The 14,386-nt window shown below is 53.3% G+C and carries 16 protein-coding genes and 5 tRNA genes; 2 read left to right on the top strand and 19 right to left on the bottom strand.

The features are described 5' to 3' along the window. Nucleotides 1–27 precede the first annotated feature (27 nt). Complete coding sequence (gene aroG, locus DD606_RS09875; protein ID WP_003858564.1) at nt 28–1,080, bottom strand: 3-deoxy-7-phosphoheptulonate synthase AroG; 1,053 nt, start codon at nt 1,078–1,080, stop codon at nt 28–30. Between the two features lie 304 nt (nt 1,081–1,384). Between aroG and DD606_RS09880 the strand changes: the two genes are divergently transcribed. Continuing rightward, nucleotides 1,385–1,744 carry a protein YbgS gene (locus DD606_RS09880; RefSeq protein ID WP_003858566.1) on the top strand — a complete coding sequence of 120 codons (360 nt, stop codon included), beginning with the start codon at nt 1,385–1,387 and terminating at the stop codon, nt 1,742–1,744. A gap of 99 nt (nt 1,745–1,843) precedes the next feature. After that, nucleotides 1,844–2,782 carry a CDF family zinc transporter ZitB gene (zitB, locus tag DD606_RS09885; protein WP_129258565.1) on the top strand — a complete coding sequence of 313 codons (939 nt, stop codon included), beginning with the start codon at nt 1,844–1,846 and terminating at the stop codon, nt 2,780–2,782. Here zitB and pnuC read toward each other — a convergent pair. The 18 genes from pnuC to cydA all read right to left on the bottom strand — a co-directional run bounded on the left by pnuC (nt 2,779) and on the right by cydA (nt 14,276). Further along, nucleotides 2,779–3,498, bottom strand: coding sequence for a nicotinamide riboside transporter PnuC (gene pnuC / locus DD606_RS09890; protein ID WP_023315654.1), 720 nt, complete (start codon nt 3,496–3,498; stop codon nt 2,779–2,781). The two genes, zitB and pnuC, sit on opposite strands and share 4 nt — an antisense overlap. Before the next feature lie 22 nt (nt 3,499–3,520). Continuing rightward, complete coding sequence (nadA, locus tag DD606_RS09895) at nt 3,521–4,564, bottom strand: quinolinate synthase NadA (protein ID WP_003858573.1); 1,044 nt, start codon at nt 4,562–4,564, stop codon at nt 3,521–3,523. 230 nt (nt 4,565–4,794) lie between these two features. After that, nucleotides 4,795–4,870, bottom strand: a tRNA-Lys gene (locus tag DD606_RS09900). A gap of 31 nt (nt 4,871–4,901) precedes the next feature. Then, nucleotides 4,902–4,977 (bottom strand) — tRNA-Lys (locus DD606_RS09905). Nucleotides 4,978–5,018: 41 nt separating this feature from the next. Further along, nucleotides 5,019–5,094: transfer RNA gene (locus DD606_RS09910), tRNA-Lys, on the bottom strand. A gap of 3 nt (nt 5,095–5,097) precedes the next feature. Beyond that, nucleotides 5,098–5,173 (bottom strand) — tRNA-Val (locus DD606_RS09915). Nucleotides 5,174–5,200: 27 nt separating this feature from the next. Beyond that, nucleotides 5,201–5,276: transfer RNA gene (locus DD606_RS09920), tRNA-Lys, on the bottom strand. Between the two features lie 161 nt (nt 5,277–5,437). After that, complete coding sequence (gene cpoB / locus DD606_RS09925) at nt 5,438–6,226, bottom strand: cell division protein CpoB (protein ID WP_003858574.1); 789 nt, start codon at nt 6,224–6,226, stop codon at nt 5,438–5,440. Nucleotides 6,227–6,235: 9 nt separating this feature from the next. Continuing rightward, on the bottom strand, nt 6,236–6,757 hold the full coding sequence (gene pal, locus DD606_RS09930; protein ID WP_003858578.1) for a peptidoglycan-associated lipoprotein Pal: 522 nt from the start codon (nt 6,755–6,757) through the stop codon (nt 6,236–6,238). A 34-nt stretch (nt 6,758–6,791) separates the two neighbouring features. Then, nucleotides 6,792–8,084, bottom strand: coding sequence for a Tol-Pal system beta propeller repeat protein TolB (gene tolB / locus DD606_RS09935; RefSeq protein ID WP_017384962.1), 1,293 nt, complete (start codon nt 8,082–8,084; stop codon nt 6,792–6,794). A gap of 100 nt (nt 8,085–8,184) precedes the next feature. Further along, on the bottom strand, nt 8,185–9,432 hold the full coding sequence (tolA, locus tag DD606_RS09940) for a cell envelope integrity protein TolA (protein WP_045896418.1): 1,248 nt from the start codon (nt 9,430–9,432) through the stop codon (nt 8,185–8,187). 28 nt (nt 9,433–9,460) lie between these two features. Beyond that, entirely contained in the window at nt 9,461–9,889 is a 429-nt protein-coding gene (tolR, locus tag DD606_RS09945) for a colicin uptake protein TolR (protein ID WP_003858589.1), read from the bottom strand. Between the two features lie 3 nt (nt 9,890–9,892). Next, complete coding sequence (tolQ, locus tag DD606_RS09950; protein WP_003858590.1) at nt 9,893–10,585, bottom strand: Tol-Pal system protein TolQ; 693 nt, start codon at nt 10,583–10,585, stop codon at nt 9,893–9,895. Continuing rightward, the gene (ybgC, locus tag DD606_RS09955) at nt 10,582–10,986 is read right to left on the bottom strand and encodes a tol-pal system-associated acyl-CoA thioesterase (RefSeq protein WP_003858593.1); all 405 of its coding nucleotides are present in this window, start codon (nt 10,984–10,986) and stop codon (nt 10,582–10,584) included. Before ybgC ends, tolQ begins: the two co-directional genes overlap by 4 nt. A 148-nt stretch (nt 10,987–11,134) precedes the next feature. Next, nucleotides 11,135–11,425, bottom strand: coding sequence for a cyd operon protein YbgE (gene ybgE / locus DD606_RS09960; RefSeq protein WP_129258567.1), 291 nt, complete (start codon nt 11,423–11,425; stop codon nt 11,135–11,137). Further along, nucleotides 11,425–11,538: a cytochrome bd-I oxidase subunit CydX gene (gene cydX, locus DD606_RS09965; RefSeq protein ID WP_003858598.1), complete on the bottom strand. Its 114-nt coding sequence runs from the start codon at nt 11,536–11,538 to the stop codon at nt 11,425–11,427. Before cydX ends, ybgE begins: the two co-directional genes overlap by 1 nt. A gap of 14 nt (nt 11,539–11,552) precedes the next feature. Further along, complete coding sequence (cydB, locus tag DD606_RS09970; RefSeq protein WP_003858599.1) at nt 11,553–12,692, bottom strand: cytochrome d ubiquinol oxidase subunit II; 1,140 nt, start codon at nt 12,690–12,692, stop codon at nt 11,553–11,555. A gap of 15 nt (nt 12,693–12,707) precedes the next feature. Next, entirely contained in the window at nt 12,708–14,276 is a 1,569-nt protein-coding gene (gene cydA / locus DD606_RS09975; protein WP_003858601.1) for a cytochrome ubiquinol oxidase subunit I, read from the bottom strand. Between the last annotated feature and the right edge of the window lie 110 nt (nt 14,277–14,386).

A 14,386-nucleotide genomic window follows, 5' to 3' on the forward strand; every position in this document is an offset into this window, starting at 1 on the left:
CACGCTTTTTTATTACCCGCGACATACTTAGCCGCGACGCGCTTTAACCGCATCCGCCAGCTGACGCAGGATCGCATCGGTATCGTCCCAGCCAATGCAGGCATCCGTCACGCTCTTACCGTAGACCAGCGGCTCGCTGCCCTCCAGGTTCTGGTTGCCTTCAACCAGATGGCTCTCAATCATCACCCCAATCACTGCGCGTTCACCGCTGGCGATTTGCTGACACACATCTGCGCCGACTTCCATCTGCTTTTTGAACTGTTTGCTGGAGTTGGCATGGCTGAAATCGATCATCACCTGCGGTGCCAGACCTGCTTTCTCCAGCCCTGCTTTTACCTCCGCTACGTGTTTAGCGCTATAGTTAGGCTCTTTACCGCCGCGCAGTATGATATGGCAATCGCCATTACCGCTGGTATTCACGATAGCCGAGTGGCCCCACTTGGTCACCGACAGGAAGCAGTGCGGCGCGCCCGCCGCATTAATGGCGTCAATGGCGACCTTGATGGTGCCATCAGTGCCATTTTTGAAACCCACCGGGCATGACAGGCCAGACGCCAGCTCGCGGTGAACCTGAGATTCAGTCGTACGCGCACCAATAGCGCCCCAGCTCATCAGGTCAGCCAGATACTGCGGGGTGATCATATCGAGGAATTCTCCGGCAGCAGGCAGCCCGCTGTCGTTGATCTCCAGCAGCAGCTTACGCGCAATGCGCAGGCCGTCGTTAATCTGGAAACTGTTGTCCATATGCGGATCGTTGATTAACCCTTTCCAGCCCACGGTGGTACGCGGTTTTTCGAAATAAACGCGCATCACGATTTCCAGTTCGCCTTTCAGCTCTTCACGCAGGGCGAGCAGACGCGACGCATACTCTTTGGCCGCAGCAGGATCGTGAATGGAGCATGGCCCGATCACTACCAGAAGACGATCGTCGCTACCTTTCAGGATCTTGTGGATCGCCTTGCGGGCATGAGACACCGTGTTGGCGGCATTTTCGGTGGCGGGGAATTTTTCAAGGAGCGCTACGGGAGGTAATAACTCATTGATCTCTTTAATGCGTAAATCGTCGTTCTGATAATTCATCTTCTTTCCGGCTCTGCCATATCTTTAGTAATGAAAGCAATCCTTTCAATCTAACTTGTCGGCCACGAAGTGTAAACGGGCTTTTACACTTCGCGCAGATAATTCCTGGAATTCGCCTAAAATACGCAACAAAATAGCGAAAAATGAGATCTGGCCTAAGCTTTTTACTTGTAACGACTGTTTATAAATATTTATACGCGATTCCATCCTGACATAATTCAGGAGTCCGGAATCTTTCGCCACTGAACAAGATGCACTGTTGGAGAATGTTATCCAGCGTAACGATAAGAACAGGAGCACCATGATGAAAATGACGAAACTGACTACGCTTTTCCTGACGGCAACCCTTACCCTGGCAAGCGGTAGCGTACTGGCTGCTGATGCAGGCTCATCCGGCAGCAACGGCGACGCGAATGCCGCTGCCGAAGCAGGCCAGGTTGCGCCGGATGCAAAACAGAATATCGCGCCAAACAATGTTGATAACAGTAATATCAACACGGGCAATACCAATACTGGCGGGACGAACACAGGCACAATGAACCATGAGGGTATGACTACCGACGAGGTGCATAAAAACTCAGTCTGTAAAGACGGGAAATGCCCGGACCCGAATGACAAAGTGGGCAGCGATGCCAATACCAAAACGGACGGTACTACCCAGTAACCTTCCATAAGGTAAAACAGGGAGAGCGAATGCTCTCCTTTTTTATTTAAGCTCTTAAAAACGCTACACTAAAAATTATAATAAATCAGGAACGATACCATGGCGCACTCCCACTCCCATTCCCACTCCACTGGCGATGAAAATGCCAAACGGCTTTTGCTGGCTTTTGGCGTCACTGCCACCTTTATGATTATTGAGGTCACAGGCGGGCTGATATCCGGATCGCTGGCGCTGCTGGCCGATGCCGGGCATATGCTGACCGACGCTGCCGCGCTCCTGTTTGCTCTGCTGGCCGTGCAGTTTGCCCGTCGCCCTCCCAATACCCGCCACACCTTTGGCTGGCTCAGACTGACCACGCTTGCCGCCTTTGTGAATGCGATTGCACTGGTGGTCATTACTATTCTTATCGTCTGGGAGGCTTTTCAGCGCTTTCGGCATCCACAACCGATAGCCGGGACGACAATGATAGTTATCGCCATTGCCGGGTTGGTCGCCAATATTCTGGCGTTCTGGATATTGCACCGCGGCAGCAGTGAAAAAAATCTGAACGTACGGGCCGCGGCGCTTCATGTGCTGGGCGATCTGCTGGGTTCTGTTGGTGCGATTGTGGCCGCGCTGATCATTATGGGCACGGGCTGGACCCCTATCGACCCGATTCTTTCCGTGCTGGTATCGTGCCTGGTATTGCGCAGCGCCTGGCGGCTGTTAAAAGAGAGCGTCAATGAGCTGCTGGAAGGCGCGCCCACATCACTGGATATTGGCGAACTGAAGCGCAACCTGAGTCGCTCCATTCCTGAGGTTCGTAACGTCCATCACGTTCACGTCTGGCTGGTGGGTGAGAAACCGCTGATGACGCTGCACGTTCAGGTTATTCCGCCCCACGATCACGATGCGCTGCTTGAACGTATTCGGCATTTCCTCGAGCATCACTATGAGATTGCGCACTCCACTATCCAGATGGAGTACCAGCCTTGCAGCGGGCCAGACTGCCACCTTAACGAGGCGCAGTCCGGCCACTCACACGCACATCACCATTAACGGGAAAGCGCGCGAGAGCCACGCTCACGCGCGCTGTTAATCCACATGCGGCTGCCGTTGAGAGCAATGAAGGTCAGGAGCATATACTCCAGCGACATGGCATAAACGCCCTGAAGGGCAAAAATCACCACGCTAATCACGTTAATCACCACCCACAACAGCCAGTTCTCAACGTATTTACGGGTCATCAGGATCATTGCGGCAATCGACAGCACCATCATGCAGGAATCCCAGAACGGGAAGGCATCCGGCTGAAGCTCAGGCATCGTCACGTTCAATCCCAGTCCCGACATCACCGAGACCGCCACGCGCGTCAGGAAGGCAAATACCGGATCAATAAAGACGGTCATAAAGCCGATAGCCACCACGCAGGCCGCGAACCAGGCGATGGCTTTAGGCAACGGCAGCCAGCGGATTTGCAACTCCGCCTCCTGCTGGCTGTTTTGCCGAGACCAGGCGTACCAGCCATAGATATTGGCCGCGAAGAAGAACAGCTGTAGAAGCAGGCTGGCGTAGAGCTGGATCTGGAAGAAGATGATCGCAAACAGCGTGACGTTTATCAGCCCGAACGCATAGTTGCTGATCTTCTCAAGGCTGGCCAGCCAGATACAGAGTAAACCGGCCAGCGTACCCACCGCTTCAATCCACGACAGGTCATAGCCGCCCGCACCAATCGGGATATGAACCAGGATGTTCTGTGTGCTAAAAAAATCCATTTTTTCTCCGGGGCGTAATAAGTTAAGTACGTAGTGTAGCCGCAAAATCCAGCATACGGTTAAGTGGAATTAACGCGCCTTCACGCAGAGCGGCATCCACGTGGATCTCATGCGCTGCGCCACCGTTCTCAAGCGCCTCCGAAATCGCTTTGAGCCCATTCATCGCCATCCACGGGCAATGCGCGCAGCTTCGGCAGCTCGCCCCTTCTCCGGCGGTTGGCGCTTCAAGCAGCTCTTTTTCCGGCACGGCCTGTTGCATTTTGTAGAAGATACCGCGATCGGTCGCCACAATGAGCTGCTTGTGTGGCAGCGTTTTTGCCGCGTTAATTAACTGGCTGGTTGAGCCGACGGCGTCCGCCATGTCGACGATCGACTGCGGAGATTCCGGGTGCACCAGTATCGCGGCCTGCGGGTATAAGCCTTTCATCCGGGTCAGCGCCTGGGTCTTGAACTCATCGTGGACGATACAGGCCCCCTGCCAGCACAGCACATCCGCACCGGTCTGTTTTTGTACGTAGTTTCCCAGGTGACGATCGGGCGCCCAGATGATTTTCTCCCCCAGGCTGTCCAGATGTTCAATCAGCTCAACGGCAATACTGGACGTCACTACCCAGTCCGCCCGGGCTTTCACCGCCGCAGACGTGTTGGCATAGACCACCACGGTACGGTCAGGGTGGGCATCACAGAAGGCGGTGAACTCATCAATCGGGCAACCGAGGTCAAGGGAGCATTCGGCATTCAGCGTCGGCATCAGTATGGTTTTTTCCGGGCTGAGAATTTTTGCCGTTTCGCCCATGAAGCGCACACCTGCAACCAGCAGGGTGGAGGCAGGATGTTTAGCACCGAAACGCGCCATTTCCAGGGAATCTGAGATACAGCCGCCCGTCTCTTCCGCCAGCTGCTGAATTTCCGGGTCGGTGTAGTAATGCGCCACCATCACCGCATCACGCTCTTTAAGCAGGCGCTTGATTTTCTCTCGATAGAACTGTTTTTCATCCCGGCTTAGCGGAGCAGGCTTTGGCGGGAAGGGATAGATTGCGGTTTCGGGATCAAACATCACACTCATTATGGCTTCTCGTTTTACTGGCTTAACAATATTGCCTTTGTTTTGCATGAGATAACAAAAATGAGGCAATGGTGTTTTGTATACTAAACAAGATAGCGAATTTGAGGGGGAATGTCATCGGGAAATGATGCCGGTAGCATCTGTCGGGTGGCGGCTTCGCCTTAGCCGACCTGCAAGGCCCTGGCGAACGACAGACAGCAAAAAGGCGCCTTTAGGGCGCCTTTTTACATTGGTGGGTCGTGCAGGATTCGAACCTGCGACCAATTGATTAAAAGTCAACTGCTCTACCAACTGAGCTAACGACCCCTTACGGGATGTACTTCAAATCTATTCAGGCTGGTGGGTCGTGCAGGATTCGAACCTGCGACCAATTGATTAAAAGTCAACTGCTCTACCAACTGAGCTAACGACCCATTCGGGTGTTGCCTGAATTATCACTCGGTACCAATAAAATTGGTGGGTCGTGCAGGATTCGAACCTGCGACCAATTGATTAAAAGTCAACTGCTCTACCAACTGAGCTAACGACCCGAGTGGTGGGTGATGACGGGCTCGAACCGCCGACCCCCTCCGTGTAAAGGAGATGCTCTACCAACTGAGCTAATCACCCACTCTGTACTGCCGGAACTGCTTTAAGTGGTGGGTCGTGCAGGATTCGAACCTGCGACCAATTGATTAAAAGTCAACTGCTCTACCAACTGAGCTAACGACCCACTTTTGCGCTGCTTTCACGTTGTTTGATATCCCGTGGCAACGGCGGCATATATTACTGATTTAAGAATTCTGCGCAACAAAAATTTCGATGAAGATCACTTAACTGCTTAGGAATCATGCTGCACGACCAGAAATAACGCGATTTCTGGTCATGCGATAATCAACCCATCGAACTCAAACGTTTTTGTGCCTGTTTGGCGCCGTCTGTACCCGGGAATTTCGCAACCACCTGCTGATAAACCGCTTTGGCTTTTGCAGTGTCGCCTTTGTCCTGCATGATCACGCCGACTTTATACATCGCATCAGGCGCTTTCGGTGATTTCGGGTAATTTTTCACCACAGAGGCAAAATAAAACGCCGCATCATCCTTTTTACCCTTGTTGTAATTCAACTGACCCAGCCAGTAGTTCGCATTTGGCTGGTAAGTGGAATCAGGGTACTTCTTAACGAAGTTCTGAAACGCAACGATAGCATCGTCCTGGCGCGATTTGTCCTGCACCAGGGCAATGGCCGCGTTGTAGTCCGTATTCGCGTCACCGCTCTGTACAGGCGCACCAGACGACGCGGAGGCATCTGCCGCAGGTGCAGGCGTCGCCGCACCGCTTTGATCGCCTGCTGCTGGCTGTGCTGCTGCTCCGCCGCTGTTCAGGCTATCCATCTGCAACAAAATTTGCTTCTGGCGCTCCACAACCTGATTAAGCTGATACTGACTCTCCTGGATCTGACCACGAAGGGAATCAATATCATTCTGGTTATCGGAAAGCTGCTGCTGGAGTTGAGTTAAAAGCTGGCTGTGAGCGTTAGAAATACGCTCGAGTTGAGTGACTCGATCTTCTACCGAGCCTGAGCCGACACTACTGATTGGTGCCTGAGCAAAAGCGGCCCAGGGGGCCGCTATTCCAACCAGTAACGACAGACTCATCAGATGATGTCTGAAGTTACTGCTCATGCAATTCTCTTAGTAAACGAGTACGGCACGACGGTTTTTGGAGTAAGCCGCTTCGTCGTGACCCAGTACTGCTGGTTTTTCTTTACCGTAAGAAACGATGGAGATCTGGTCAGCAGAAACGCCTTTACCCTGGAGGTACATTTTAACAGCGTTTGCACGACGTTCACCCAGGGAGATGTTGTACTCCGGAGTACCACGTTCGTCCGCATGACCTTCTACGGTGACTTTGTAAGACGGGTTGCTACGCAGGAAGTTTGCGTGCGCATCCAGCATTGCAGCGAAGTCAGAACGAATGTCGTATTTATCCAGATCGAAGTAAACGATGTTGTTCTGCTGTAACTGCTGCATCTGAAGACGCGCTTGCTCTTCAGAAGACATATTGCCATTGCCGTTAGCGTCCATACCGGTGCCGGCACCCATCATGCCTTCGCCGCTCTGGTCATTGCTTGCGTTCTTGTTAGAAGAACACGCTGCGATTGCCATAACAGGCAGAGCGATCATCAGCCCCTTCAGCACTTTGTTCAGTTGCATTTCTAAGATTCCTTTAGTAATCAATTAATTATTATTACAGATACGGCGACCAGGCAGGTGATTTTACCTGTCCATCAGTTGCCGGAAGACGCGCTTTGAAACGCCCATCTGTAGAAACCAGATTCAGCACGGATCCCATCCCCTGAGAAGAGCTGTAGATTACCATGGTGCCGTTAGGTGCCAGACTTGGCGTTTCATCCAGGAACGTTGACGACAGTACTTGTACGCCCCCCGTTACCAGATCTTGTTTGGCAATGTGCTGCTGACCACCCGCAGTACTGACCATTACCATTGTTTTACCATCGGCACTGACGTCAGCATCCTGGTTCTGAGAACCTTCCCAGGTAATACGCTGCGCTGCTCCGCCGTTGATATTCACTTTATAAACCTGTGGACGACCTGCCTGGTCAGACGTAAATGCCAGATTCTGGCTGTCCGGGAACCAGGTTGGCTCAGTGTTGTTGCTACGACCATCCGTGACCTGACGGATCTGACCAGAACCAATATCCATCACGTACAGGTTCAGGCTACCGGTTTTAGACAAGGCAAACGCCAGCTTGGTACCGTCCGGAGAGAACGCAGGCGCACCGTTGTGACGTGGGAATGACGCAACCTGACGCACAGCACCGTTAGACAGTGTCTGGATAACCAGCGCGGAACGGCCGCTTTCGAAGGTCACGTACGCCAGCTTAGAGCCATCCGGAGACCATGCCGGAGACATCAGCGGCTGTGGTGAACGGTGTACGGTGAACTGGTTGTAACCATCGTAGTCAGAGACGCGCAGCTCATAAGGGAACTGGCCGCCGTTGGTCTGTACTACGTACGCGATACGGGTACGGAACGCACCTTTAATACCGGTCAGCTTCTCAAACACTTCGTCACTCGCCGTGTGGCCTGCATAACGCAGCCACTGCTTGTTCACCTTATACGTGTTTTGAGCCAGAACGGTACCCGGCGCACCGCCGGTATCCACCAGCTGATAAGCGACGTTATAGCCGCCGTCTGGCGCAGGAGTAACCTGTCCGACAACCACGGCATCAATACCCAGTGCAGACCATGCAGCAGGTTGAACTTCCTGAGCTGTACCCGGCTGCTGCGGCAGACGAGAACGATCCAGGGGGTTAAATTTACCGCTGTTACGCAGGTCAGCTGCAACAATGCCGCCAATATCTTCAGGCGCAGCGCCCGGGCCTGCCCACTGGAACGGAACGACACCGATTGGACGCGCTGAGTCGTTCCAGTCGGTAATGTCGATGCTTACTGTGGCATGCACTGCTGACGTCAACAGTACTAAAAAACCAAAAGCTAATCGTAATGCCTGCTTCATCATATCTCCCTTATCCGAACAATAAGTCCTGGATAATTTAGCAGAAGGTTAACAAACTCAAATACACAAAACTATCAGAACCGGATAACAGCAGCTCTGCTTATGGCTTAAAGTTCAGCGAAGCGTCTTTGAACACTTCATAGACAGCCTGTGATGGAGGTTTTGGCAGTTTTGCCTGATTCACTGCCACAAGTGCAGCCTGGCATAACGCTTCATCTCCCCCTTCTGACTCAACGCTCAGCACCATACCATCCGTAGCCAGTTTAATATGCAGTCGGCACGTTTTCCCGGTATAGAGCGATTTATCGTTAAGTCTGCTGGCAATAGCCGCGGCAATCTGATTCTTATAGTCGTTGATCTCAGCGCCAGAAGCACCGTTGTTCTTAGTGTTACCACTTCCTGCCGGTGCTGCGTTACTTCCTTTCGCCCCTCCGCCCGTTTTCGGTGCATTCTTACCGGAGCTCAGATCGCCCAGCAGATCGTCAACCCCTGCGGCAGCGGCTTTTTCCGCAGCAGCGGCCTTCTTAGCTGCGGCTTTTTCAGCAGCAGCTTTCTTATCAGCAGCGGCTTTCTCAGCTGCCGCTTTTTTTTCCGCAGCGGCTTTTTCCGCAGCGGCGGCTTTTTCTGCCGCAGCTTTCTCGGCGGCGGCCGCTTTTTTCGCAGCATCGGCAGCCGCTTTCTTCTCTGCTTCCTGCGCAGCTTTTTTGGCGGCTTCCGCTTCGGCTTTCTTCTGTGCGTCAGCGGCAGCTTTTTTCGCCGCTTCGGCTTCTGCTTTCTTCTTCGCATCAGCAGCGGCTTTCTTCGCCGCTTCGGCTTCCGCTTTCTTCTGCGCATCAGCAGCCGCTTTCTTCGCGGCTTCTGCGGCTAACTTAGCCTGAGCATCTGCCTGCGCCTTCGCGTCTGCCGCGGCTTTGGCTGCCGCCTCTTCCGCCTGCTTCTGCTGTTCCTGAGCTTTCTTCGCTGCGGCTTCAGCCTGTTTCTGCTGCTCCGCCTGCTCTTTAGCGGCTTCCTGCGCCTGCAAACGCTCTTTCTCAAGCTGCTTCAGACGTTCCTGCTCGGCGGCCTGCTTTTCACGCAGCTCTTCCGCCTGCTGTTGCGCCTGTTTTTCACGCTGTTCTTCCGCGCGTTTTGCGCTCGCCTGCTGCTGTTGCTGGCGATTATAGTTCTGCACTACCGCACCGGGATCCACCATGACGGCGTCGATGGACGAGCCCCCACCGCCGCCTGATGCATCAAGGTGCTCATCGAACGAACTCCAGATCAGCGCTGCAAAAAGAATTACGTGCAGCACTGCGGAGACGATTATCGCTCGCTTAAGCTTGTCGTTCTGTTCGGTTGCCTTTGACACTATCGGTTCCCAAAAACTACGCAGATGATCAAATAGGCTGAGTCATTAAGCCAACTGACTTAACGCCCGCGCTATGTAGCAAGTTCAGCGCTTTGATAATTTCATCATATGGTACGTCTTTCGCACCACCGATTAAGAAGACCGTCTTCGGATTTGACTCCAGACGTCGTTGCGCTTCAGCAATAACCTGCTCTGGCGGAAGCTGATCCATACGATCTTTCTCTACCACCACGCTGTACTGCCCTACGCCGGAAACCTCAATGATGACCGGAGGATCGTCATTGGTGCTTACCGCCTGTGATTCTGTCGCATCCGGCAGATCAACTTCCACGCTCTGGGTGATGATGGGCGCTGTCGCCATAAAGATCAGCAACAGTACCAGCAGCACGTCCAGTAACGGAACGATATTGATTTCGGACTTGAGCTCGCGACGACCTCGTCCACGCGATCTGGCCATGGTTTACCCCTTGTTGCTCTCGGTGCTGGTAAACGCCTGACGATGCAGAATCGCGGTGAACTCTTCCATAAAGTTGTCGTAGTTCAGTTCCAGTTTGTTCACGCGCTGGTTCAGACGGTTGTACGCCATTACCGCCGGAATTGCGGCGAACAGACCGATTGCGGTCGCGATCAGTGCTTCTGCGATACCCGGTGCAACCATCTGCAACGTTGCCTGCTTCACCGCCCCCAGGGCGATAAAGGCGTGCATGATCCCCCACACCGTACCAAACAGGCCGATATACGGGCTGATGGAGCCAACGGTTCCGAGGAAAGGAATATGCGTTTCAAGATTTTCCAGTTCGCGGTTCATGGAGATGCGCATCGCACGCGACGCCCCTTCTACCACGGCTTCCGGCGCATGGCTGTTAGCGCGATGTAAGCGAGCGAACTCTTTGAAACCGCTGTAGAAAATTTGTTCGGAGCCTGAAAGGTTATCACGGCGTCCCTGGCTTTCCTGGTACAGACGAGAAAGCTCAATTCCCGACCAGAACTTATCTTCAAACGCTTCGGCTTCGCGGCCGGCGGCATTAAGGATACGCGTTCTCTGGATGATGATGGCCCAGGATGCGATTGAAAAACCAATCAAAATCAACATGATAAGTTTAACCAGAAGGCTTGCCTTCAGGAACAAATCAAGGATATTCATGTCAGTCACTGCTTAAACTCCGCGACAATAGACTTAGGAAGCGCACGAGGCTTCATTATGGTTGGATCAACACAGACAATCAGGACTTCAGCTGAGTTCAGTACCGTGTTCTCTGCATTGACTATCCGCTGCGTGAAAACCAGTGAAGTTCCGCGCATTGATGTAATTTCTGTTTGAACTTCGAGCATATCGTCGAGTCTGGCAGGCGCAAAATACTCAAGCGTCATCTTGCGTACCACGAAGGCAACTCGCTCAGCCAACAGCACCTGTTGACTAAAGTGATGATGGCGCAGCATCTCTGTGCGTGCCCGTTCATAAAAAGCAACGTAGCTGGCGTGGTAGACCACACCACCGGCATCGGTATCTTCGTAATAGACACGTACCGGCCATCGAAACAGCGTTGTATTCACTTTACATCCCGGTAATACAAGAAAAGTTGGAGCTTTCAAACTTCGCTACTATACGCGCGGGAATGATGGTTTGGAATGGGGGAAAGTAAACGGAGAGTAAATTTTTATGGGCCATGGTAAGCCCATAACGTTAACGGACATTTCTTATTCAGAAGAAGAAGAAAATCAAACCGGCGAGGAGAACCAGATCGGCAATCAGTGGGCAGAAGATGCCCTGCCAGTGTAGCGCTTTCGGACGAAAGCCGACACCGTGAACCACGCCTGCGCACACAGCCCACATAATCAGGAAACCGTGCCAGATTTCAAGCTCGCTGGTTTTCGCCGCGAAGCGCGACGGGTCCCAGAAGATACAGCCTGCCAGCAGTAATGCCATCACTAAAGAAAGCGCCCGTAACGGGCGCTTATCCATTACCGCATATAAGGTTGCGATAATATTCATTAGTGCTTTTCTTCACCTGCTTTGGTCGCTTCTACATGCTCAAGCGCCAGGGCAGTGATGACACCAAACGCACAGGCAAGAAGCGTCCCTAAAATCCATGCGAAATACCACATATTCAGCTCCTTACTTAGTACATAGAGTGGGTGTTGCTTTCGATATGTTCTTTAGTGATGCGACCGAACATTTTCCAGTAACACCAGGTGGTGTAGAGCAGGATAATCGGTACGAACACGCAAGCAACATAGGTCATTAAGTTCAGCGTCAACTGACTGGACGTTGCATCCCACATGGTCAGGCTGGCATTCATCATGGTGCTGGATGGCATCACGAACGGGAACATCGCAATCCCCGCCGTCAGGATGATGCACGCCAGCGTCAGTGAAGAGAATACGAACGCCAGAGCGCCTTTCTCCAGACGAGACGTCAGCACGGTCAGCAGCGGCAGCAGCACACCCAGAGCCGGGATAGCCCACAGCGCAGGAGTATTGTTGAAGTTCACCAGCCATGCACCGGCCTGACGCGCCACTTCTTTGGTCAGCGGGTTAGACGGTGCAGTATGGTTGATCGCGGAGGTCACCACGTAACCATCAATACCGTACACCACCCACACGCCAGCCAGCGCGAAGCAGACCAGCGTCACCAGCGCCGCCACCTGAGCGGTAGCGCGGGAACGCAGGTGCAGTTCACCTACGGTACGCATCTGGAGATAGGTTGCGCCCTGGGTGATGATCATCGCCACGCTCACCACGCCCGCCAGCAGACCAAACGGATTCAGCAACTGGAAGAAGTTACCGGTGTAGAACAGACGCATATATTCGTCGACGTGGAACGGTACGCCCTGCAACAGGTTACCGAACGCCACACCAATGACCAGCGGTGGAACGAAGCTACCGATGAAGATGCCCCAGTCCCACATGTTACGCCAGCGGGTGTCTTCAATCTTGGAACGGTAGTCGAAACCCACCGGACGGAAGAATAAAGAGGCCAGCACCAGAATCATCGCCACATAGAAGCCGGAGAACGCAGCCGCGTAGACCATCGGCCAGGCAGCGAACAGCGCGCCGCCTGCGGTGATCAGCCACACCTGGTTACCGTCCCAGTGCGGGGCGATGGAGTTGATCATGATTCGACGCTCGGTGTCATTACGACCGAGGAAACGGGTGAGCATGCCCACGCCCATGTCGAAACCATCGGTGACCGCGAAACCAATCAGCAGAACACCGATCAGCAGCCACCAGATAAAACGCAATACTTCATAATCGATCATTTGATGACTCCTGTCTTAGCGTGCCGGCTGAGTAGTCGCAACAGACTGCTCGTAGTGATAGCGACCGGTTTTCAGGCTGCTTGGGCCAAGGCGCGCGAACTTGAACATCAGGAACAGTTCAGCCACCAGGAACAGGGTGTACAGACCGCAAATGAGCAGCATGGAGAAGATCAGGTCGCCTGCGGTCAGGGAGGAGTTCGCTACCGCTGTTGGCAGCACCTCACCGATCGCCCACGGCTGACGGCCATATTCCGCAACAAACCAGCCGGACTCGATAGCAATCCATGGCAGTGGGATACCGTAAAGCGCGGTGCGCAGCAGCCATTTTTTCTCACCGATACGGTTACGAATGACTGACCAGAACGAGGCCGCGATGATCAGCAGCATGATAATGCCGCAACCCACCATGATGCGGAACGCGAAGTACAGCGGCGCAACGCGTGGAATAGAGTCTTTGGTTGCCATCTGAATCTGCGCTTCCGTCGCGTCAGAGACGTTCGGGGTATAGCGTTTCAGCAGCAGACCGTAACCGAGGTCTTTCTTCACGTCGTTAAATTGATCGCGAACGGCCTGGTCGGTAGAGCCGGCGCGCAGCTGTTCCAGCAGCGAGTAAGCTTTCATCCCGTTACGGATACGCTCTTCATGCTGCACCATCAGATCTTTCAGGCCAGTCACCTGTTTGTCGACGGAGCGCGTGGCGATAATACCCAGAGCGTAAGGAATTTGAATGGCGAAGCGGTTTTCCTGCGCTTCCTGGTCAGGCACGCCGAACAGGGTAAACGCTGCCGGTGCCGGCTGGGTTTCCCATTCAGCTTCAATTGCGGCGAGTTTGGTTTTCTGCACGTCGCCCATTTCGTAACCGGATTCATCACCCAGAACAATAACGGACAGAATCGCGGCCATACCGAAGCTTGCTGCAATAGCAAAAGAACGCTTGGCGAACGCGAAGTCACGGCCGCGCAGCATATAGTAGGAGCTGATGCCCAGCACGAACATCGCGCCGCACACATAGCCAGACGCCACGGTGTGAACGAATTTAACCTGGGCAACCGGGTTCAGGACCAGCTCAGCGAAGCTGACCATCTCCATACGCATGGTTTCGAAGTTGAAATCAGATGCGATTGGGTTTTGCATCCAGCCGTTCGCCACCAGGATCCACAGTGCGGACAAGTTGGAGCCTAATGCCACCAGCCAGGTTACCGCCATATGCTGGACTTTACCCAGACGGTCCCAACCGAAGAAGAACAGACCTACAAAGGTGGATTCGAGGAAGAAGGCCATCAGACCTTCAATGGCCAGCGGCGCACCGAAAATATCCCCCACATAGTGGGAATAGTAAGACCAGTTTGTCCCGAACTGGAACTCCATGGTCAGACCGGTTGCCACGCCCAGCGCAAAGTTGATACCAAACAACTTGCCCCAGAACTTGGTCATATCTTTATAAATCTGTTTGCCGGAGAGGACGTAAACCGTTTCCATGATGGCCAGCAGGAACGCCATACCGAGCGTCAGCGGCACAAACAGGAAGTGGTACATCGCGGTCAAGGCAAACTGTAAGCGCGACAGTTCGACTACGTCTAACATTATGACTCCTTGCTCATCGCATGAAGACTCCGAGAGTGAACCCCGTTAGATAAGGATCCACACGCATGCCCCAATACAAAGTTATCTGCTTCCCTTCTTCGTTGCTTATT

Origin of the sequence: Enterobacter cloacae complex sp. GF14B, from assembly GCF_004136805.1 — a bacterium.
GTDB classification, from domain to species: Bacteria; Pseudomonadota; Gammaproteobacteria; order Enterobacterales; family Enterobacteriaceae; genus Enterobacter; species Enterobacter hormaechei_C.

Coding starts and splice junctions, on each gene's coding strand:
- aroG (WP_003858564.1), bottom strand. CDS start 1,080: ATGAATTATCAGAACGACGATTTACGCATTAAAGAGATCAATGAGTTA.
- DD606_RS09880 (WP_003858566.1), top strand. CDS start 1,385: ATGAAAATGACGAAACTGACTACGCTTTTCCTGACGGCAACCCTTACC.
- zitB (WP_129258565.1), top strand. CDS start 1,844: ATGGCGCACTCCCACTCCCATTCCCACTCCACTGGCGATGAAAATGCC.
- pnuC (WP_023315654.1), bottom strand. CDS start 3,498: ATGGATTTTTTTAGCACACAGAACATCCTGGTTCATATCCCGATTGGT.
- nadA (WP_003858573.1), bottom strand. CDS start 4,564: ATGAGTGTGATGTTTGATCCCGAAACCGCAATCTATCCCTTCCCGCCA.
- cpoB (WP_003858574.1), bottom strand. CDS start 6,226: ATGAGCAGTAACTTCAGACATCATCTGATGAGTCTGTCGTTACTGGTT.
- pal (WP_003858578.1), bottom strand. CDS start 6,757: ATGCAACTGAACAAAGTGCTGAAGGGGCTGATGATCGCTCTGCCTGTT.
- tolB (WP_017384962.1), bottom strand. CDS start 8,084: ATGAAGCAGGCATTACGATTAGCTTTTGGTTTTTTAGTACTGTTGACG.
- tolR (WP_003858589.1), bottom strand. CDS start 9,889: ATGGCCAGATCGCGTGGACGAGGTCGTCGCGAGCTCAAGTCCGAAATC.
- ybgE (WP_129258567.1), bottom strand. CDS start 11,425: ATGAATATTATCGCAACCTTATATGCGGTAATGGATAAGCGCCCGTTA.
- cydX (WP_003858598.1), bottom strand. CDS start 11,538: ATGTGGTATTTCGCATGGATTTTAGGGACGCTTCTTGCCTGTGCGTTT.
- cydB (WP_003858599.1), bottom strand. CDS start 12,692: ATGATCGATTATGAAGTATTGCGTTTTATCTGGTGGCTGCTGATCGGT.
- cydA (WP_003858601.1), bottom strand. CDS start 14,276: ATGTTAGACGTAGTCGAACTGTCGCGCTTACAGTTTGCCTTGACCGCG.